Raw genomic sequence first — 19444 nt, forward strand, 5'->3', positions numbered from 1 at the left:
TTTATGGTTAGTAAAAACCAAATTAAACTAATAACGAGTTTACAACAAAAAAAATATAGAAAACAAGAACAACTTTTCTTTGCTGAAGGCGTAAAAGTAGTTCAAGAATTGTTAAATTCTAACTTTGAGTTGGTGTATTTGTTTACAACTAAAGAAGATTTTTCTGACGTTTCTAAAGACAAAATCTATGCCATTACAGATGCCGAATTAAAAAAAATAAGTGCATTGTCTACACCAAATTCATGTTTGGCGCTTTTTAGAATTCCGGAAGCAAAACCATTTGTTGAAAAAGGATTGATTGTGGCTTTAGATGATGTTCGTGATCCTGGAAATTTAGGAACGATTATTCGTCTTTGTGATTGGTTTGGAATTGAAACTTTGTACTGTTCAGAAGAATCGGTTGACATTTATAATCCAAAAGTAGTGCAAGCAACTATGGGCTCTATAAGCCGAGTGAATATTGTATATGGAAATTTAGAAACATTATTGTCTAAAACAAAATTACCGGTTTTTGGAACTTTTATGGATGGTAAAAACATTTATCAAGAGAAACTTCCAAAAGAAGGAATTATTGTAATGGGTAACGAAGCCAATGGGATTTCTGTTGCTGTAGAAAAATTAGTTTCCGAACGAATTGCAATTCCTAGATTTGGAAATCTACAACTTACGGAAAGCTTGAATGTAGCAACCGCAACCGCAATTATCTTAAGCGAATTTAAACGAGGGTAATTGTCTTAATGGAAAGAGAAATTCACGAAAAATCCTCTTGTTCTCATTGATTGAACATTTCCTGTCCAAGGACTATTTGGGTCGTTATCGCGAATTAATTCATCGTCCATACTAAATACACCTCTGATTGAAGGTGAAAAGATGAAATATTCCAAATAAATATCGATTCCAAAACCAACTTCGTAAAAATTAGTCCATTTGGTCATTCTAAAACGGTTGTTATAATTGTCATCTGGAGCCACTTCATTACTACTTAAATTTAATGCTGTAGAAACTCCACCAACTAAATATGGTCTAACGTTTCCTGTTCGTAATGCCGAATATTTTAATAAAAGAGGGAAAAAGATATAAGTCGATTTTACTTCTCTTAATCGGTCTACGTTATCAGTAATATTAGGGAAAGTTAAGTTTCGTTGTGTAATGTACAATCCTGGTTCAAAACGCAAATCAAAATATTCTGCTAATCGAAGGTTTCCGATTAACCCAACATTAAAACCTGTTGTAGCGCCAACTTCAATATCTTCAGTTACGGAAAGGTAGTCAAATTTAAAATCCAAACTATTGAATCCAAGATAATATCCCCAGTGCACGCGTTGCTTGTTCCAATTTTCTTTATTGATAATTGGGTCTTTGCTAAAAATGCCTTCCTGAGCCAAAAGTATTGGTGAAAAAAGTAAAAAAAACAGTAACTTTTTCATATTATTTTTTAGATGCTTGATAAATTGTAGCTACTCCAAATGTTTGAGGTAGATGTTTCACATCTATAAACCCAATTTTTCTCAAAATATTGTTTAAAGCTTCACCAAAAGGAAATTCGTTTGCAGAATCTGAAAGATATGAGTACGCAGTTTTGTCTTTTGAAAACAATTTTCCGATTAAAGGCAATAGTACTTTTGAATGAAAAGCATAGCCTTGTTTGAATGGAAATTTTGTTGGGACAGAAGTTTCTAAAATAATTAATTGTCCGTTTGGCTTTAGTGTTCTTAAAATTTCTGACAATCCTTTTTCTAAGTTTTCAAAATTACGAACTCCGTAAGCAACAGTAATTGTGTCAAAATAATTATCAGGATATGGAACATTTTCGCCATCACCTAAAACCATTTGAATTCTGGAATCCAAGTTTTGTGCTGCTATTTTTTTCTTCCCTATGTCTAACATGCCTTGTGAAATATCTAATCCAATGATTTCGGTAGCCGAAGAATTGGCAAATAAAATGGCTAAATCACCAGTTCCAGTAGCAATATCTAAGATTGTTTTTGGCTCACGTGCTGCAACCATTTTCAAGATTTTCTTTTTCCATTTGGCATCTGTTCCAAAAGAAATAACTCGGTTTAACCCATCATAATTTTCAGAAATGGTGTCAAACATTTGAGCAACCTGTTCTTTTTTTCCTAATTCAGAATCTTGATATGGCGTAATATTTTTTGACATCTTGCAATTTTTTGGAACACAAAAGTACTGATAAAAAATCAAATACAACTTCAAAATTCAATTTCAACTTCAAAATTCAAATTAAAGAAATATTTTTTGAAACACAGATTTAATAAATTTGAAAAATCTGTTTTAGTTACACAAAGTATCTCAAAGTTTCACACGAAGTTTCACAAAGGAATATAAAAAATCTGTGAAAATTTTTAAAATCTGTGTCATCTGTGTTCCTAAAAAAATTATTTTCTAACGTACGTTAAAAAAGTAAAATCATAATCGTGCTTTTCGTCTTTTGCATGAAATTCTTCGAAGATTAATTCCCATTTGTCAGTATCGATTTCTGGAAAAAAAGTATCGGCTTCAATGGTCGTGTGCACGCGAGTTAAATCGATTTTATCGGCAATTTCGATAGATTGCTGGTAGATTTCGCCTCCACCAATGATGAAAACTTCTTCATTTTTTGGACACAAATCAATTGCTTTATGTAAACTGCTCGCTATTATGCAACCTTCAGGAACTTTGTAATCTTTTTGTCGCGTAATAATAATATGTGTACGATTTGGTAATGGTTTCGGGAAACTTTCAAAAGTTTTTCTTCCCATTACAATATAATGACCAGAAGTGATGGCTTTAAAACGCTTAAAATCATCTGGCAAATGCCAAACCAATTGATTGTCTTTTCCTAAAGCATTGTTTTCGGATGCAGCTGCGATTATGGTAAGCATGTTATTTTTCTTTTGGGTGTAAATAAAATGAAGTTGTCATTAAAGCATCTCGAGGTTTTCCGTTTTCAGTTATGGGTTCAACTTTTGGAAATTTTTTGAATAGTTCAATAATTTTATGTTTGAAATTTTCAATTTTCCCATCAATAGATTCAATTATCATATTGCCTTCTTTGGTAACTGTATACTTTATTCTCAAAAGTTGTAAATCATATAAAATCGATGCTTCTTCTCTGTATTTTTCATATTCTGATTGAACTTCAGTTCTAATTAATTCCATAATGCAAGAATTAGGAGAGGAAGTTTTTTTACAGTCATCAAAGATTCTATCGTAATTTTTTTCTTGACTGAATATTATGAGATGAAATGTAATAAACAAGAAAATGGTTGTTTTTTTCATGTTATTGTAATCTAAAAGTTAATGGGAATTGGTAATTTACAGATACTGGTTTGCCTTCTTTGATGCCTGGGTTAAATGTTGGTAGAAATTCTGCGATTTTTAAAGCCTGATTTTGAAGTACTGGATGTGAAAAATAAACTATTATAGTTCTTATTTCACCTTCTTTATTAATTACAAAATTTGTAATGGTTCTTCCTTGAATATCATTCTCCATTGCATATTCTGGATACTTAAAATTTTTCCTTACAACTTTATTAATTATATCATTAATACTTTCAATTGCTTTTTCTTTATCTGCAAATTTTTCTGGTTTTCTACCAAATGAAGGATAAAGATCTAATTCCTCAATTCTATTGGTTTTGTTTTCTTCTCTTTGTCGAATTAAAATATCATTAAATTTTATTCCTTCGTAATTGTATTTTTTTAAATCAAATTTTACAGTTAAGTATTCCAAATCTTTACCTTTTTCAAAATTTTCAATTGGAAAAGGTGGAGCTTTTAAAAATAAATTATTTAATAATTCTTTTATGTCTTTATTTTCTTCATTAATTGTTACAAATTGAAATTTCTTATTGCTGTTAATTTTAATTATCCCAACAATAACTCTTTCTTCTTGAGTTAACGAATCATTTATTTGGTTGTATTCGTAATTAAACATTCTTAAGATTCTGTAAAAATTAGAACCAACATTTGTTTTAGAAATACTGTCTAAGTCAGAATATAATTCGGAATACTCTTGTGCTGTTGTTTTTGTGGTATAAAAACTAATAAATAAAAGGGCTAATGCTATTTTTTTCATAATATCTTTTAAACGGCCACAACACCTTTAATATGAGGATGTGGGTCATAACCTTCTAACGTAAAATCTTCAAATTTGAAATCGAAAATATTTTTGATTTCTGGGTTTAATTTCATCGTTGGTAAAGGTCGGCACTCGCGCGATAATTGTAATTGTAATTGTTCGATATGGTTGTTGTAAATGTGTGCATCACCAAAGGTGTGGATGAATTCGCCTACTTGTAAATCACAAACTTGGGCAATCATCATTGTAAACAAAGCATAAGACGCAATATTAAACGGAACGCCTAAGAAAATATCAGCACTGCGTTGGTACAACTGGCAACTTAATTTTCCGTCCGCCACATAAAACTGAAAAAAAGCATGACACGGAGGTAAAGCGGCTTTTCCATTCGCTACATTTTCCGCAAACGAAACCGAAGTATCTGGCAAAACACTAGGATTCCAAGCGGAAACTAACATTCTTCTACTGTTAGGGTTGGTTTTTAGCGTTTCAATTAATTCGGTAATTTGGTCAATTTCTTCGCTGTTCCAATTGCGCCATTGGTGGCCATAAACTGGTCCCAAATCACCATTTTCATCGGCCCATTCGTCCCAGATTTTCACACCATTTTCTTGTAGATATTTGATATTGGTATCGCCTTTTAAAAACCACAACAATTCGTAAATAATCGATTTTAAGTGTAATTTCTTAGTGGTTACCATTGGGAAACCTTCGCTTAAATCAAAACGCATTTGGTATCCAAAAACACTAAGTGTTCCAGTTCCGGTACGGTCGCCTTTTTGGTTGCCGTTTTTTAATACGTGTTTTACTAAATCGTGATATTGTTTCATATTTAAGTCAGAAGTTAGAAGTTAGAAGTCAGAAGTCAGAAGTTACAAATTAGCCTATAATCATTCCTGCAATAGTTGCTGATAGTAATGAAGCTAAACTTCCTCCTAAAACGGCTTTCAAACCGAATTCTGATAAAGTTTTTCTTTGGTTTGGTGCTAATGAACCAATTCCGCCAATTTGAATTCCGATAGAAGCAAAGTTCGCAAATCCACACAACATATAAGTTGCCATAATTACCGATTTGTTGAAAGTGAAATGGACTTCGTTAGCTACGTTTTTCAATTCTGCTAATTGTATATAACCTACAAATTCTGATGCGGCTAATTTGATTCCTAATAATTGTCCCATTAACATCATGTCTTCTTTAGCAATTCCAATTAACCACATTAATGGTGAGAAAATGATTCCTAAAATAGTTTCTAATGAGAATGATTTATAAGGTGTATTTGCTGCAATAACATCATTTAAGCCTGTCCAAAGGCCGATTTTCCCAAAAGTGTAGTTAATCATCGCAATGAAAGCAATGAAAACTAATAACATTGCGGCTACGTTTGCTGCTAATTTTAAACCTTCGGTTGTTCCTGTTGCAATGGCATCTAATATGTTAGAACCAATTTTTTCTTTGGTAACTTCAACATCTGTGTTTACAGACTCCGTTTGTGGACATAATATTTTTGAAATAATAATCGCACCAGGAGCCGCCATTACAGATGCAGCTAATAAGTGTTTCGCAAATTCTAATCGCAATACAGGATCGTTTCCGCCTAAAAAACTGATGTAAGCCGCTAAAACTCCTCCAGCCACTGTTGCCATTCCTCCCGTCATTACTAAGAAGATTTCGCTTCGGTTCATTTTTTCTAAATAGGCTTTAATCATCAAAGGTGCTTCGGTTTGTCCTAAGAAAATATTTCCAGCTGTTGATAAACCTTCTGCTCCTGAAATGTTCATTAATTTGGTTAACACTGTCGCCATTCCTTTTACGACAATCTGAATGATTCCCAAATAGAATAATAAAGAAGTCAATGCAGAAAAGAAAATAATAGTGGGTAATACTTGAAATAAGAAAATGAATCCGAAATTATCCACATTCATCATGCCTCCAAGTAAGAATTCGCTTCCTGCTCTGGTAAAATCTAACACTTTTACGAACAAACTTCCTACAAATTCAAATGCCGTTTTTACAAATCCTACTTTTAAAACACCAATTGCTAAGATTAACTGTACGCCTAATCCAATTCCAATGGTTTTCCAGTTGATGGCTTTTCTGTTAGAACTGAAAATGTAAGCGATTCCTAATAAGGCTAACATTCCTAATATTCCTCTAAACAAACTGTTTAGTGAAAAACCTTCGTTTGGTTTGATTTCGCCATTGATTACTTCGGCTTTGGTAGCTTTGTTTGATGCGAAAAAAGAATAGGCTTTACCTCTGTTTTTTAAAGTAAGGGTAGAATCGGTTTTGGTTTCAATTACGAAACGTTTTGTTGGAGAATCCGAACCATTTTCAAATAAGAAAATAAAATTATCTTGAACTAAATAGTCTCCTTTTTGTTTTAAGCTGTCTGACGAAATGTGAAGTTCGTAGCTGCCACCTTTTAACTCTAAATAATCTTTATTTGAAGATGAAAGTTGCCATTTTTTCTCAATTTCTTGAGCTGAAGTTGTAAAGCTTAAAAATAAAGCCAATACATAAAAAATATATTTATACATATATAAGTCTGAAGTTTATGATTCTTTTTTTGAAATTTCGTCTCTGATTTTTGCGGCTCTTTCGTAGTCTTCGTTTTGAACCGCTTCGTCTAATTTTTGATACAATTCTTTTAATGAATAACCCGAATAGTTATCCGCAGGAACCACAACATCTTCCTCGTAAGCGTCTGTTGGAGTTAAAATATTGTCACTATCCTGATTTTCATTTGTAGTTTCCGACGGATTGATGCTTAAATAAATTCCGGCTTTATCTAAAATGTTTTTGTAGGTAAAAATAGGTGCATTAAATCGCAAAGCTAATGCAATAGCATCAGAAGTACGAGCATCTATAATTTCTTCGATTTTATCTCTTTCGCAAATAACACTCGAGTAGAAAACACCATCTACTAATTTATGAATGATAACTTGCTTTACTACAATGTCAAATCGGTCGGCAAAGTTTTTGAATAAATCATGTGTAAGTGGTCTTGGAGGTTTAATTTCTTTCTCTAAAGCAATAGCAATAGATTGCGCTTCAAAAGCACCAATTACAATAGGAAGTTTTCGCTCACCATCCACTTCATTTAAGATTAAGGCATATGCTCCATTTTGTGTTTGACTATAGGAAATGCCTTTTATGGTTAATTTTACTAAACTCATTTTAATGTGTTAATTATCATTTCTTTGATATCCTGATTTCAATTTTTGAATGAATTGCAAAGTCAGAAAATGGCTAACTGAAAAACGGTTAGCCATTTGCCCCAAAAATAAAAAAAAGAGCTATCTAAACAAAGATAACTCTAATTTTAATATAATATATTTTTAAACAACTATTTTATTAAGAGTTGCTTGCTTTAAATGCTTTTAATTTTTCAATTAATTGAGGTACTACAGTGAAAGCATCACCTACCACTCCGTAATCAGCAACTTTAAAGAAAGGCGCTTCAGGATCTGAGTTGATAACAACTTTTACTTTTGATGAGTTAATACCTGCAATATGTTGGATTGCTCCCGAGATTCCAACAGCAATATACAGGTTAGAAGCTACTGGTTTTCCTGTTTGTCCTACGTGCTCACTATGAGGTCTCCATCCAATATCAGAAACTGGTTTAGAACATGCTGTAGCGGCACCTAAAACTGAAGCTAATTCTTCAATCATTCCCCAGTTTTCTGGACCTTTCATTCCACGACCTGCAGAAACTACGATTTCAGCGTCAGCGATAGTTACTTTTCCAGTTACTTTTTCTACATTTTCAATTTTGATTCCGAAATCCGCATCATTTAATGATGGTGCGAAAGCTTCTTCTGTCATTGCAACTGCATCTTCCACTAAACCAAAAGAGTTTTTAGCAATTCCTAAAACTTTTACTGGAGTTGAAATTTCAGTAATATTGAAGGCTTTGTTTGAGAAAGCGGTTCTTTTCACTTGGAAAGGAGAAGTGCTAACTGGTAAAGCTACAACATTTGATGCATAACCCGCTTCTAAAGCTACTGCAACAAGTGGCGCTAAATATAAACTATCTGTTGATGAAGAAACTAAAACAATTTGAGTTCCTTCTTTTTTAGCTGCTTGAGCAATTACATCAGCGTAAGCTTTTGCACTAAAATTGTTTAATTTATCGTTAGAAACGTTTAAAACTTTGTCTACTCCGTAAGCAGCTAAAGCGTTGTTATCAGAATTGTTGATAGTTACCGCTGTAACTGTTGTTCCCATAGAAGCAGCTACTTTTTTTGCGTATGAAGCTAATTCTAAAGCTACTTTTTTAATTTTTCCTTCTGCTGATTCAGCATATATTAATATCGACATGATTTTATAAGTTTAAAAGTTTAATAAAGTTTATGAGTTTAAAAGGTTTGAGTCTTATTTTAACTGGAAACGAAGACTGAAACCGAAAACTAAATAACCTTAGCTTCGTTGTGTAACAAACTGATTAATTCATCTAAATTATCAGCACTTACTAATTTAACTGCTGATTTTGCAGCTGGTTTTTCAAATTTAACCGCTTTAGTTGCTGTTGCATCTCCTGTTGGCTCTACTAAAGTTAAAGCTTTAGTTCTTGCCATCATGATACCTCTCATGTTAGGAATACGTAAATCTTTTTCTTCTACTAGACCTTTTTGACCGCCAATAATTAATGGTAAACCTGCAGAAACGATTTCTTTTCCACCGTCGATTTCTCTTGTTACTTTGGCTTCGTTTCCGTTTACATCAATACCCACACAAGCGTTTACGAAATTGTAACCTAACATAGCGGCCATCATTCCTGGAACCATTCCTCCATTGTAGTCTAAAGATTCTTTCCCAGCGATGATTAAATCGTAACCTCCATTTTTAACAACTTCTGCTAATTGTTTTGCTACAAACATTCCGTCTGTTGGGTTTGCGTTAATACGAATTGCTTCGTCAGCACCAATAGCTAATGCTTTTCTTAAAGTTGCTTCAGCGTCAGCACCACCAACGTTTACTACGGTAACAGTTGCTCCTTGTTGTTCTTTAAACCAAATGGCTCTAGTTAAACCAAATTCATCATTAGGATTAATTACAAATTGAACACCATTCGTGTCAAATTCGCTGTCACCATTGACAAAATTAATCTTTGAAGTAGTATCAGGTACGTGACTGATGCAAACTAATATTTTCATTTTTATATGTTTTGTTAGTGAATATTTTCAGTTCCAAAAATACAAATTAATTTCGAAATAAAAACTATGCATGCATAATAAATATGTTTTTCTTATATAAATTAGCTTTTTTTTATGAATAGTTTAATTGTTAATACAACTTTAGAGTTTTGGTTGAAGATTTTTAACGCTAAAACGTTTTAGTAGAAAGTGATGCCATTTTTTTTGTAATCGAATTGGAATAATTTTATTTTTCTTACTTTTGCCAATCATAATTCAAAGAAATTACTTTCATGAGAACGATACAATTTAGAGAAGCAGTATGTGAGGCGATGAGCGAAGAAATGCGTCGCGATGAATCGATTTATTTAATTGGAGAAGAAGTAGCAGAATATAACGGAGCTTACAAAGCTTCAAAAGGAATGCTTGATGAATTTGGACCAAAACGTGTAATTGACGCTCCTATTGCTGAATTAGGATTTGCAGGAATCGCCGTTGGTTCGGCTATGAATGGAAATCGTCCTATTGTAGAGTTCATGACATTCAACTTCTCATTAGTAGGAATTGATCAAATTATCAATAACGCAGCAAAAATGCGTCAAATGTCGGGTGGACAATTCCCAATGCCAATGGTATTTAGAGGTCCAACAGCTTCTGCAGGTCAGTTAGGAGCTACACACTCACAAGCTTTTGAAAATTGGTTTGCCAATACTCCAGGTCTTAAAGTGGTTGTGCCTTCAACTCCTTACGATGCTAAAGGTTTGTTAAAAGCAGCAATTCGTGATAATGACCCTGTTATTTTCATGGAATCAGAGCAAATGTATGGTGATAAAGGTGAAGTTCCAGAAGGAGAATACACAATTCCGTTAGGAGTTGCTGATGTTAAAAGAGAAGGTTCTGATGTGACAATTGTTTCATTTGGTAAAATTATTAAAGAAGCACTTGCTGCAGCTGAAGAATTAGCTAAAGAAGGTATTTCTTGTGAAATTATCGATTTAAGAACCGTTCGTCCAATGGATTATGATGCCATTATTAATTCAGTTAAGAAAACAAATAGATTAGTAGTTTTAGAAGAAGCTTGGCCATTTGCTTCAGTTGCTTCTGAGATTACTTATATGGTTCAAGAAAGAGCGTTTGATTATTTAGATGCTCCAGTTCAAAGAATTACAACTGCTGATGCTCCGGCTCCTTATTCTCCAACTTTATTAAAAGAGTGGTTGCCTAATTCTGAAGATGTAATTAAGGCTGTAAAAAAAGTTATGTACAAATAAGAAATAACTTATTATATTTGAAACTTCATCAGTACATTTCTGATGAAGTTTTTTTTTCCCTATGAAGACAAAAATTGTAGTATTCTTTTTATTCCTAAACGCTGTTCTTTTCGCACAAACAAAAGTAGGCGGTAAAGTTGTTGATGAACTTAATGAGCCTATTGCTTTCGCGAATGTTATTTTCAAAAATTCCAAAGAAGGTGTGATTACGGATGAGAATGGGAATTTTTATTTCGAATCCAAAGAAAACTATTCTGTATTAGTGGTTTCTTACATTGGATTTGAGAAAAAAGAGATTTCTTTAAAACCAGGTTTAAATACAGGACTTAAAATACAATTAAAGTCCGGAACGGAACTTAAAGAAGTTGTAATTTATACCGGAAAAACCTCAAAAAAGAACAATCCTGCCATCGATATTTTGCGTAAAATTTGGGAACGCCGCAGGAAGAATGGTCTCAAAATGTTCAAACAATACGAGTATGATAAATACGAAAAAGTAGAGTTTGATTTAAATACTATTGATTCTGCTTTCATGAACAGTAAGGTTTTTAAAGGAATGGAATTTATTTTTGATCAAATTGATACTTCAAGTATTTCAGGAAAAACATACTTGCCTATTTTTATAAACGAAACCTTAAGTGAAGTTTATGGAGATAATGAAGATAAAAAGTACAAAGAGATAACAAAAGCGAATAAAAATTCAGGATTTGGATCGGGTGATGGCGTTAATACATTTATTAAAGATTTATATGCTGAATTTGATATTTACGATAATTATCTAAAGTTTTTTGATAAGGATTTCGTAAGTCCGCTTTCAAGAACAGGAATTAACGTTTATAATTATGTTTTAAATGATAGTATGTTTATTGATAACAAATGGTGTTACAATATAGTATACTATCCAAGACGTAAAAACGAACTTACTTTTAAAGGTGATTTTTGGGTAAACGATACTACTTTCGCAATTAAAAAAATTAATCTGGAAGCTAGTAAAAGTGCTAACATCAACTGGGTAAAAGAGATTTATATTGAGCAAGAATATGATGTGGTTAATGATTCTGTTTTCTTATTAACGAGAGATTATATGATGTCTGATTTTAGTTTCTCGAAGAAAGAAGAATCGAAAGGGGTTTATGGTAAAAGAACAACTTTGGCTAGAAATCATAAATTCGATATTAAAAAGGATAATAAATTCTATAAGGAAGAAGTCAATTTCTACGACAATTCCGTTTTTAATAAATCTGATGAATATTGGGCGGAAAATCGCTTCGAAGAATTAAATAAAAACGAAGCTGGTATTTACAAAATGCTCGATACATTAAAAGATGTTCCTCGTTTTAAACGAATTTACAATTTAGCTTCTATTTTGGGTAGTGGTTACATCGAAATCCCAAAACTCAAATTGGATTATGGACCGATTTTTTCAACTTTTGGATACAATGATGTAGAAGGAATGCGTTTAAGAGCCGGTGGTAGAACATATTTTGGACCAAATGACACTTGGAGAATTCAAGGTTATGGAGCTTATGGATTTAAAGATAATAAATTCAAATACGGTATTTCTGGAAAATGGATGGTAGATAAGAAGAATCGAATCATTCTTTCTGCTGGAAATAGGAGAGATGTTGAGCAAATAGGTGTAAGTTTAACAACTTCAAATGATGTTTTAGGAAGAAGTTTTGCATCATCATCATTGTTTTCAAGTGGATCAAATAATAAATTAACGTCTGTAAATCTTACGACTTTAGGTTTTGAAATTGAGCCAGTGAAGAATATTACCTTTCAAACCAATTTTTCTTACCGAACTTTAGAATCGGCTTCAAATGAATTTAGTTTGGATTATTACACTGATGATACACACACTACTACTGAAAGCGAAGTCAAACAATCTGAAATTAATTTAGTTGCAGAGTTCACTCCAGGAAGAAGAACGGTTGGTTATGGTGTTGAAAGGTTAGAAGTAGATAATAATTATGCTCGTATTTTCTTGAGTTATAGTCAGGGATTAAAGGGTGTTTTAAATAGCGATTTCGATTATCAGAAATTACAATTCTATTACCGTCAACCAGTTTTAATTGGTGGTTTTGGACGTTTATTTTCAACGTTAGAAATTGGTAAAACATTTGGTGAAGTTCCACTTGGTTTGATGGGAGTTATTCCTGGAAATCAATCTTGGTTTGTAATTGAAAATACTTATAATTTACTTGATTATTATGATTTCGTTGCAGACGAATATGCGTCATTGCATTTTGAACACCATTTTAACGGAAGGTTATTTTCTAGAATTCCTTATTTAAGAAAATTAAACTTACGTGAAATTGTTGGAATTAAAGGAGTTTACGGAAGAGTTTCTGGTGAAAATGTAGCGTTAAATGCTTCTGGCTTGCCATATGTTGCTCCAGAAGATATTTACTGGGAATACCATGCAGGAGTTGGTAATATTTTTAAAGTATTACGAATTGATTTTGCTTGGAGAGGAAGTTACTTAGAAATGCCAGATGCTAGAAAATTTGCCATTAGAGCTTCTTTTGGATTCTACTTTTAATGAAACAAGCTGTTGCTTATCTTGTAAATGTTGATGCTGTTTTTGAAAAAATTATTCAAAAATACGGAATCCCTGTTCAGCCTAAGCGCTCTCAAGGATTTGAAACCTTAGTTTTACTTATTTTAGAACAACAAGTCTCTATAGATTCAGCCAAAGCTACATTTATAAGGCTCAAGCAAGCAATTCCTGAATTCCATCCAGAAAACCTTATTCTTTTTTCCGATGAAGATTTTAGAACTTGTGGTGTAAGTCGTCAAAAAACGAAATACATAAAAGCGCTTTCCGATGCAGTAATTTCAAATGAATTGGATTTAGCAAGTTTGGAATTTAAACATCCTGATGTTGTTCGACAAGAGCTTATTAAGATAAAAGGGATTGGTAATTGGACTATAGATATCTATTTGATGTTCTGTTTAAATTCACCCGATATTATTCCTTTAGGAGATATTGCTATTGTAAATACAATGAAAGAACTCCTGGATATTCACACCAGAGAAGAAATGGAAGAATATGCCTTAAAATGGAAGCCATATCGCTCTTTTGCAACCTATTTTCTGTGGCATTATTATTTACAAAAACGAGGAAGGAAGATTACATATTAAATCTATGTAAAATCTATATTTTTTTTGCAAAACTCTTTTGTTTCTAATGTTTTATAATGGTAACTTTGCACCCGCTTTAAAAAACATAAGATAATGACAGCAGATAAAATTACTACATTTGATGTATTGATTGAGATTCCAAGAGGAAGTAGAAACAAATACGAGTACGATTTTGAATTAAAAAGAATGCGTTTTGACAGAATGTTATTTTCGTCAATGATGTATCCAGCAGATTACGGTTTTATTCCAGAAACTTTAGCTTTAGATGGTGACCCGTTAGATGTTTTAGTATTAGTAAATGAACCAACTTTCCCAGGTTGTGTTATGGAAGTTAAACCTATCGGTGTTTTCCACATGGCAGACGATAAAGGGCCAGATGAAAAAGTAATTTGTGTGCCGGTCTCAGATCCAATTTGGAACAAATTAAATGATTTGAGTGATGTAAATCCTCACTTAATTAAAGAAATCGAACATTTCTTCCAAGTATACAAAGATTTAGAAAACAAAAAAGTTGATGTTGAAGGTTGGGGAGATGTAAATGAAGCAAAAGAGATTCTTGTGAAATGTACAAACCGTTTCAACGAACTTGAAAATAAACCTGAAGGATTGTTTAGTATTAAATAATCAATTAAATTTTAAATAGAAAGGCAGTATTTTGATAAAAATATTGCCTTTTTTGTTTTATTTTCTTAATATTACCATAAAATAAACTAACAAAATCTAAATTATATTTTATGGAATCAATGATGATTTACGTTCCAATAGTTATGGCTTTATTGGGATTGGCATTTATGACAGCCAAACGCGCTTGGGTTCTTAAACAAGATGCTGGAGATGGTAAAATGAAAGAAATTTCAGATTACATTTACGAAGGAGCCTTAGCCTTTTTAAAAGCAGAATACAAATTATTAACGTTTTTCGTTCTTGGAGCGAGTGTGGTTCTTGCGGGAATTTCATTTATTGTTCCAACAACACATTGGTTAATCGTATTTGCATTTATTTTCGGAGCAATTTTCTCAGCTTATGCTGGGAATATCGGAATGAAAATCGCAACAAAAACAAACGTTAGAACTACGCAAGCCGCTCGTACGAGTTTACCACAAGCATTAAAAGTTTCTTTTGGTGGTGGAACGGTTATGGGATTAGGAGTTGCTGGTTTAGCTGTTTTAGGATTAACCGGATTCTTCATTATATTCTTTAGATTTTTCATGAACGGAGAATGGACATCAACAGATGACATGACTATCGTTCTAGAAACTTTAGCGGGATTCTCTCTTGGAGCTGAATCTATCGCATTGTTTGCTCGTGTAGGTGGTGGTATTTACACTAAAGCTGCTGACGTAGGGGCTGACTTAGTAGGAAAAGTAGAAGCTGGTATTCCAGAAGACGATCCACGTAATCCTGCAACAATTGCAGATAACGTTGGGGATAACGTAGGAGACGTAGCGGGTATGGGTGCCGATTTATTCGGTTCGTATGTAGCAACAGTTTTAGCGGCAATGGTTTTAGGAAATTACGTAATTAAAGATATGGGTGGTAAAATCGATGACGCATTTGGCGGAATTGGACCAATTTTATTACCAATGGCAATCGCTGGTTTCGGAATTTTATTTTCTATCATTGGAACCATGTTAGTGAAAATTTCAAGTGACGATGCTAAAGAAGCTCAAGTACAAAAAGCACTAAATATAGGAAACTGGGTTTCAATCGTTTTAACTGCGGTTTCTTGTTTCTTCTTAGTGAAATTCATGCTTCCTGAAGTAATGACAATGGAATTCTTCGGTGAAGGAGCACAAGAAATTTCAGCAATGCGTGTTTTCTACGCTACTTTAATCGGTTTATTTGTTGGTGGAGCTATTTCATCAGTTACAGAATATTACACAGGATTAGGTACAAAACCAGTTTTAGCCATCGTACAAAAATCTTCAACTGGAGCTGGAACTAACGTAATCGCTGGTTTAGCAACGGGTATGATTTCAACTTTCCCAACGGTATTATTATTTGGAGCAGCTATTTGGTCAACTTATGCTTTAGCTGGATTCTACGGTGTTGCTTTGGCTGCATCTGCAATGATGGCTACAACTGCAATGCAATTAGCAATCGATGCATTCGGACCAATTTCTGATAACGCGGGTGGAATCGCTGAGATGAGTGAATTACCAAAAGAAGTTCGTACTCGTACAGATATTTTAGATTCAGTTGGTAATACAACTGCTGCAACAGGTAAAGGTTTCGCAATCGCTTCTGCTGCTTTAACATCGTTAGCTTTATTCGCTGCATACGTTACTTTCACAGGAATTGATGGAATCAACATCTTCAAAGCGCCAGTATTAGCTATGTTATTTATTGGAGGTATGATTCCGGTAGTATTCTCTGCATTAGCAATGAATTCTGTTGGTAAAGCAGCAATGGACATGGTTTATGAAGTACGTCGTCAGTTCAAAGAAATTCCAGGAATTATGGAAGGAACTGGCAAACCAGAATACGGAAAGTGTGTTGAAATTTCTACAAAAGCCGCTTTACGCGAAATGATGTTGCCAGGAATTTTAACTATTGGTTTCCCAATTGCAATCGTATTATTAGGTAAATTAGTTTACGGAGATAACAACCAATTAATTGCTGAAATGTTAGGTGGTTACATGGCGGGAGTTACCGTTTCAGGTGTACTTTGGGCAGTGTTCCAAAACAACGCTGGTGGTGCTTGGGATAACGCTAAAAAATCATTCGAAGCTGGAGTTGAAATCAACGGAGAAATGACGTACAAAGGTTCTGATGCGCACAAAGCAGCGGTAACTGGAGATACTGTTGGAGATCCATTTAAAGATACTTCTGGTCCATCAATGAACATCTTAATCAAATTAACATGTTTAATTGGTTTAGTAATCGCTCCAATCTTAGGAGGTCACGGTGCTACAACTGAAAATGGTTCTTGTTGTTCAGGCGATAAAAAAGAAATGGTTTGTACAGATGGAAAATGCGATTTATCTAAATGTGCAACTATGACAAAAGACGAATGTGCAAAAATGTGTGAAGCAAACGGTTGTTCTGAAGAGTGTAAAGAAAACTGTATGTCAATTTATGATGAAAACGGAAAATTCATTGGCAAAGAAAAACACGTTCACGGACCAAATTGCAACCACGGTGATCACCAAGAAATCATCAACATGGACGTTAAAAAAGTAAAAGATGCCAACGGAAAAGTGAAAGCAACGGTTACTTTAACTAAAATGGTTGATGGAAAAGAAACTACCGAAGAAAAAGTTTTTGAAGGAGATGATTTAGAAGTAGAAGCAAAAATTGCCGAACTTGGGAAATAATGTAAAGCAATAAAGAGAAAAGCCTCACAATTGTGAGGCTTTTTATTTTAAAATAATCCGTTTAATTCAGCGTCAATTCTATTGATAATCATTCCTAAATCTTCTGGATTGTTAACGAAATCAATATTGTCAACATCAATGATTACTAATTTTCCTTTGTTGTAGGTTTGAATCCAAGCTTCGTATCTTTCGTTCAAACGACTTAAATAATCAATTGAAATCGAGTTTTCGTAATCTCTTCCTCTTTTATGAATTTGACTCACTAAATTTGGAATAGAACTTCTCAAATAAATCAATAAGTCAGGCGAACCTACTAAACTTTCCATCAATTCGAAAAGCGAAGTATAGTTGTTATAATCTCTGTTCGACATTAATCCCATAGCATGAAGATTGGGTGCGAAAATATGCGCATCTTCATAAATAGTTCGGTCTTGAATAATGTTTTTACCACTTTCGCGAATTTGCAATACTTGACGAAAACGACTGTTTAAGAAATAGATTTGAAGATTAAAACTCCATCGTTCCATTTGGTGATAAAAATCATCTAAATAGGGATTGTCTACCACATCTTCAAAATGCGGTTCCCATTTAAAATGTTTGGCTAATAATCGGGTAAGTGTTGTTTTTCCTGCGCCTATATTTCCTGCTACTGCTATGTGCATTATGGTAAAATTATTTTATAATTAGTAATTTCATTTTGGGTAAAAATAGCTAAAATTCCATCCGCAAAGAAAAAATTAGTAGCGAAATTTTCAGCAATTTTAATTTTTAGATTTGTGTTGGTTTTTATTTTATAATAATATAGTTGATTTTCATAGCTATAGATTGCGATTTCGTCATTAATCAATTGAATATTGTCAAAATTTGGGAGTTCAGTAAGGGCTTTGATTGTCCCGTAAATTGAAATAGAATAGAGTTTGTTTTTAGTGTCAAGCCAATAAAAATTAGTATAGTTTGAATGATAATATTTTATAGGGTTTTCCAAACTTGTTGAAATCCAATAAAAAGTATCTTTGGTTAAATCGTATAATCCAATTTTTGAAGAGATAGTGTCAAAAAACCATAATTTATTTTGTGACGATAATGCAATTGCTCCAATATTGACAGGCTCAGATAAATGATTGAAATTTATTTTTTTTGTTTCATTTAATTGATTGTCTAATAAAATTGTGGTATTGAAATCGTTATAAAAAACCACAATTTGAAGCGGGTTTTGAAAATCTACTTGTGTAATTTTTCCTAAACTTACATTTTTATATTCAAAATGATTTTGTGTATTATTTTTAAAAAGAACATTGTCTTTTGTAGTATAAAAGTTTTGTTGGTTGTCAAATCCTAAAAATTCTTGAGCTTGAATTTTAGTGCTATTGATTTTTTCTGTTAAAATTGTTTCTTGAGAAAACACACTTTTAGCAAAAAGAAAGAGAAAACAAAATAACACGGCGGTTTTTCGTAACATTGTTTTTAAACTAATTTGAAATTCAAGTGTCTAATATACTACTTTAACACAAAATTAGTAGATAAATTGTGTAACAATTTGCATTTTTGGAGGTCTAAACAAGTATCTAATTTATTCTAAAACAATGAAAAAAATAATTATTGCTTCAATTTTAATGATTTCTGGTTTCATACAAGCTCAGAATTTTCAAGGTATGGCGGTTTATGAATCAAAAACAAGTACGGCAGATTTTATGAAAGGCATGCAAGGAAATAAAGATATTACTCCTGAAATGCAAAAACAAATCGAAGAACGTATGAAAAAAATGTTTGAAAAAACATTCATTTTAAATTTTGATAAATCGGCTTCGATATATAAAGAGGAAGAAAAATTAGATGCGCCAGGACAACAAGGTGGTGGTAGAATGATGATGTCTATGATGGGCGGTGGTGGAACGCATTATAAAAATGCAAAAACCAAACAATTCATTGTGGATAAAGAATTTTTTGGAAAAGAATTTTTAATTAAAGATTCATTGCCAAATTATGAATGGGTTTTAGGAAGCGAATCTAAACAAATTGGTGATTATTTTTGTTTTAAAGCAACGGCTGTTGTTAAAGTTAGTGAATCTGATTTCAGAAATTTTAGATTTAGAAACAATAACAACGCTAAAGATGGCGATAAAAAAGCGGAAACAGTTAAAGATACAGCGAAAGCTAAGAAAACAAATTTTACAGATGATTGGGAAATGCCAAAAGAAAATACAATTACAGCATGGTATTGTCCAGAAATTCCAGTAAATCAAGGTCCAGAAAATTATTGGGGTTTGCCAGGTTTGATTTTAGAAGTTAATGATGGTAAAACAGTAATTTTATGTTCAAAATTAGTATTGAATTCTAAAGATAAAGTAGAAATAAAACCTGCTTCTAAAGGAAAAGAAGTAACCCAAAAAGAATACGACGAAATCGTGAAAAAGAAAATGGAAGAAATGCGTGAAATGAATTCTGGTCCAGGCGGTCAAAGAGGTGGTGGATTTAGAATGGGTAGATAA

At 32.8% G+C, this 19444-nt stretch carries 19 protein-coding genes; 7 read left to right on the top strand and 12 right to left on the bottom strand.

The window, feature by feature from the left end; genetic code table 11:
* Nucleotides 1–3: 3 nt before the first annotated feature.
* The gene (locus LOS89_RS01600) at nt 4–729 is read left to right on the top strand and encodes a TrmH family RNA methyltransferase (RefSeq protein WP_231835984.1); all 726 of its coding nucleotides are present in this window, start codon (nt 4–6) and stop codon (nt 727–729) included.
* A gap of 5 nt (nt 730–734) precedes the next feature.
* Here the strand turns inward: LOS89_RS01600 and porT are convergent, their stop codons facing one another.
* The 10 genes from porT to LOS89_RS01650 all read right to left on the bottom strand — a co-directional run bounded on the left by porT (nt 735) and on the right by LOS89_RS01650 (nt 9241).
* On the bottom strand, nt 735–1427 hold the full coding sequence (porT, locus tag LOS89_RS01605; protein ID WP_231835985.1) for a type IX secretion/gliding motility protein PorT/SprT: 693 nt from the start codon (nt 1425–1427) through the stop codon (nt 735–737).
* 1 nt (nt 1428) lies between these two features.
* Nucleotides 1429–2160, bottom strand: a complete 732-nt coding sequence (gene ubiE / locus LOS89_RS01610) for a bifunctional demethylmenaquinone methyltransferase/2-methoxy-6-polyprenyl-1,4-benzoquinol methylase UbiE (protein ID WP_231835986.1) — start codon at nt 2158–2160, stop codon at nt 1429–1431.
* Nucleotides 2161–2396: 236 nt separating this feature from the next.
* A complete protein-coding gene (locus tag LOS89_RS01615) occupies nt 2397–2882 on the bottom strand; it encodes a dihydrofolate reductase (RefSeq protein ID WP_231835987.1) in 486 nt (161 codons plus the stop codon).
* Nucleotide 2883: 1 nt separating this feature from the next.
* Nucleotides 2884–3159 (bottom strand): hypothetical protein, encoded by a 276-nt coding sequence (locus tag LOS89_RS01620; RefSeq protein ID WP_231835988.1) that lies wholly within the window; start codon nt 3157–3159, stop codon nt 2884–2886.
* 121 nt (nt 3160–3280) lie between these two features.
* Nucleotides 3281–4078, bottom strand: a complete 798-nt coding sequence (locus LOS89_RS01625; RefSeq protein WP_231835989.1) for an energy transducer TonB — start codon at nt 4076–4078, stop codon at nt 3281–3283.
* An 8-nt stretch (nt 4079–4086) separates the two neighbouring features.
* On the bottom strand, nt 4087–4911 hold the full coding sequence (locus LOS89_RS01630; RefSeq protein WP_231835990.1) for a thymidylate synthase: 825 nt from the start codon (nt 4909–4911) through the stop codon (nt 4087–4089).
* A 49-nt stretch (nt 4912–4960) separates the two neighbouring features.
* Complete coding sequence (locus tag LOS89_RS01635; RefSeq protein ID WP_231835991.1) at nt 4961–6619, bottom strand: NupC/NupG family nucleoside CNT transporter; 1659 nt, start codon at nt 6617–6619, stop codon at nt 4961–4963.
* 15 nt (nt 6620–6634) lie between these two features.
* Nucleotides 6635–7258, bottom strand: coding sequence for a bifunctional nuclease family protein (locus LOS89_RS01640; protein ID WP_231835992.1), 624 nt, complete (start codon nt 7256–7258; stop codon nt 6635–6637).
* Between the two features lie 178 nt (nt 7259–7436).
* Nucleotides 7437–8405, bottom strand: a complete 969-nt coding sequence (locus tag LOS89_RS01645; RefSeq protein ID WP_231835993.1) for an electron transfer flavoprotein subunit alpha/FixB family protein — start codon at nt 8403–8405, stop codon at nt 7437–7439.
* Nucleotides 8406–8494: 89 nt separating this feature from the next.
* The gene (locus LOS89_RS01650; RefSeq protein WP_231835994.1) at nt 8495–9241 is read right to left on the bottom strand and encodes an electron transfer flavoprotein subunit beta/FixA family protein; all 747 of its coding nucleotides are present in this window, start codon (nt 9239–9241) and stop codon (nt 8495–8497) included.
* 263 nt (nt 9242–9504) lie between these two features.
* Here LOS89_RS01650 and LOS89_RS01655 point away from each other — a divergent pair, with 263 nt between their 5' ends.
* The 5 genes from LOS89_RS01655 to LOS89_RS01675 all read left to right on the top strand — a co-directional run bounded on the left by LOS89_RS01655 (nt 9505) and on the right by LOS89_RS01675 (nt 16955).
* On the top strand, nt 9505–10491 hold the full coding sequence (locus LOS89_RS01655) for a pyruvate dehydrogenase complex E1 component subunit beta (RefSeq protein WP_309508570.1): 987 nt from the start codon (nt 9505–9507) through the stop codon (nt 10489–10491).
* Between the two features lie 61 nt (nt 10492–10552).
* Nucleotides 10553–13036: a DUF5686 and carboxypeptidase-like regulatory domain-containing protein gene (locus LOS89_RS01660; protein WP_231835996.1), complete on the top strand. Its 2484-nt coding sequence runs from the start codon at nt 10553–10555 to the stop codon at nt 13034–13036.
* Entirely contained in the window at nt 13036–13638 is a 603-nt protein-coding gene (locus tag LOS89_RS01665; protein WP_231835997.1) for a DNA-3-methyladenine glycosylase family protein, read from the top strand. The genes LOS89_RS01660 and LOS89_RS01665 overlap by 1 nt, the downstream gene beginning before the upstream one ends.
* A gap of 93 nt (nt 13639–13731) precedes the next feature.
* On the top strand, nt 13732–14262 hold the full coding sequence (locus LOS89_RS01670; RefSeq protein WP_026725259.1) for an inorganic diphosphatase: 531 nt from the start codon (nt 13732–13734) through the stop codon (nt 14260–14262).
* Nucleotides 14263–14372: 110 nt separating this feature from the next.
* Entirely contained in the window at nt 14373–16955 is a 2583-nt protein-coding gene (locus tag LOS89_RS01675; RefSeq protein WP_231835998.1) for a sodium-translocating pyrophosphatase, read from the top strand.
* Nucleotides 16956–17002: 47 nt separating this feature from the next.
* Here LOS89_RS01675 and LOS89_RS01680 read toward each other — a convergent pair whose 3' ends face one another.
* Nucleotides 17003–17617, bottom strand: a complete 615-nt coding sequence (locus tag LOS89_RS01680) for a deoxynucleoside kinase (protein WP_231835999.1) — start codon at nt 17615–17617, stop codon at nt 17003–17005.
* Nucleotides 17617–18360 (bottom strand): hypothetical protein, encoded by a 744-nt coding sequence (locus LOS89_RS01685; protein WP_231836000.1) that lies wholly within the window; start codon nt 18358–18360, stop codon nt 17617–17619. Before LOS89_RS01685 ends, LOS89_RS01680 begins: the two co-directional genes overlap by 1 nt.
* 178 nt (nt 18361–18538) lie before the next feature.
* Between LOS89_RS01685 and LOS89_RS01690 the strand changes: the two genes are divergently transcribed.
* Nucleotides 18539–19444 (top strand): GLPGLI family protein, encoded by a 906-nt coding sequence (locus LOS89_RS01690; protein WP_231836001.1) that lies wholly within the window; start codon nt 18539–18541, stop codon nt 19442–19444.

The sequence above is a fragment of the Flavobacterium channae genome, from assembly GCF_021172165.1.
Classification (GTDB): Bacteria; Bacteroidota; Bacteroidia; order Flavobacteriales; family Flavobacteriaceae; genus Flavobacterium; species Flavobacterium channae.

What these genes read in the sequence shown, in the direction of transcription:
- LOS89_RS01630 (WP_231835990.1), bottom strand. Translation starts at nt 4,911, where the DNA reads ATGAAACAATATCACGATTTAGTAAAACACGTATTAAAAAACGGCAAC.
- LOS89_RS01640 (WP_231835992.1), bottom strand. Translation starts at nt 7,258, where the DNA reads ATGAGTTTAGTAAAATTAACCATAAAAGGCATTTCCTATAGTCAAACA.
- LOS89_RS01680 (WP_231835999.1), bottom strand. Translation starts at nt 17,617, where the DNA reads ATGCACATAGCAGTAGCAGGAAATATAGGCGCAGGAAAAACAACACTT.
- LOS89_RS01660 (WP_231835996.1), top strand. Translation starts at nt 10,553, where the DNA reads ATGAAGACAAAAATTGTAGTATTCTTTTTATTCCTAAACGCTGTTCTT.
- LOS89_RS01635 (WP_231835991.1), bottom strand. Translation starts at nt 6,619, where the DNA reads ATGTATAAATATATTTTTTATGTATTGGCTTTATTTTTAAGCTTTACA.
- ubiE (WP_231835986.1), bottom strand. Translation starts at nt 2,160, where the DNA reads ATGTCAAAAAATATTACGCCATATCAAGATTCTGAATTAGGAAAAAAA.
- LOS89_RS01615 (WP_231835987.1), bottom strand. Translation starts at nt 2,882, where the DNA reads ATGCTTACCATAATCGCAGCTGCATCCGAAAACAATGCTTTAGGAAAA.
- LOS89_RS01650 (WP_231835994.1), bottom strand. Translation starts at nt 9,241, where the DNA reads ATGAAAATATTAGTTTGCATCAGTCACGTACCTGATACTACTTCAAAG.
- LOS89_RS01670 (WP_026725259.1), top strand. Translation starts at nt 13,732, where the DNA reads ATGACAGCAGATAAAATTACTACATTTGATGTATTGATTGAGATTCCA.
- LOS89_RS01690 (WP_231836001.1), top strand. Translation starts at nt 18,539, where the DNA reads ATGAAAAAAATAATTATTGCTTCAATTTTAATGATTTCTGGTTTCATA.
- LOS89_RS01645 (WP_231835993.1), bottom strand. Translation starts at nt 8,405, where the DNA reads ATGTCGATATTAATATATGCTGAATCAGCAGAAGGAAAAATTAAAAAA.
- LOS89_RS01600 (WP_231835984.1), top strand. Translation starts at nt 4, where the DNA reads ATGGTTAGTAAAAACCAAATTAAACTAATAACGAGTTTACAACAAAAA.
- LOS89_RS01625 (WP_231835989.1), bottom strand. Translation starts at nt 4,078, where the DNA reads ATGAAAAAAATAGCATTAGCCCTTTTATTTATTAGTTTTTATACCACA.
- LOS89_RS01665 (WP_231835997.1), top strand. Translation starts at nt 13,036, where the DNA reads ATGAAACAAGCTGTTGCTTATCTTGTAAATGTTGATGCTGTTTTTGAA.
- porT (WP_231835985.1), bottom strand. Translation starts at nt 1,427, where the DNA reads ATGAAAAAGTTACTGTTTTTTTTACTTTTTTCACCAATACTTTTGGCT.
- LOS89_RS01620 (WP_231835988.1), bottom strand. Translation starts at nt 3,159, where the DNA reads ATGGAATTAATTAGAACTGAAGTTCAATCAGAATATGAAAAATACAGA.
- LOS89_RS01675 (WP_231835998.1), top strand. Translation starts at nt 14,373, where the DNA reads ATGGAATCAATGATGATTTACGTTCCAATAGTTATGGCTTTATTGGGA.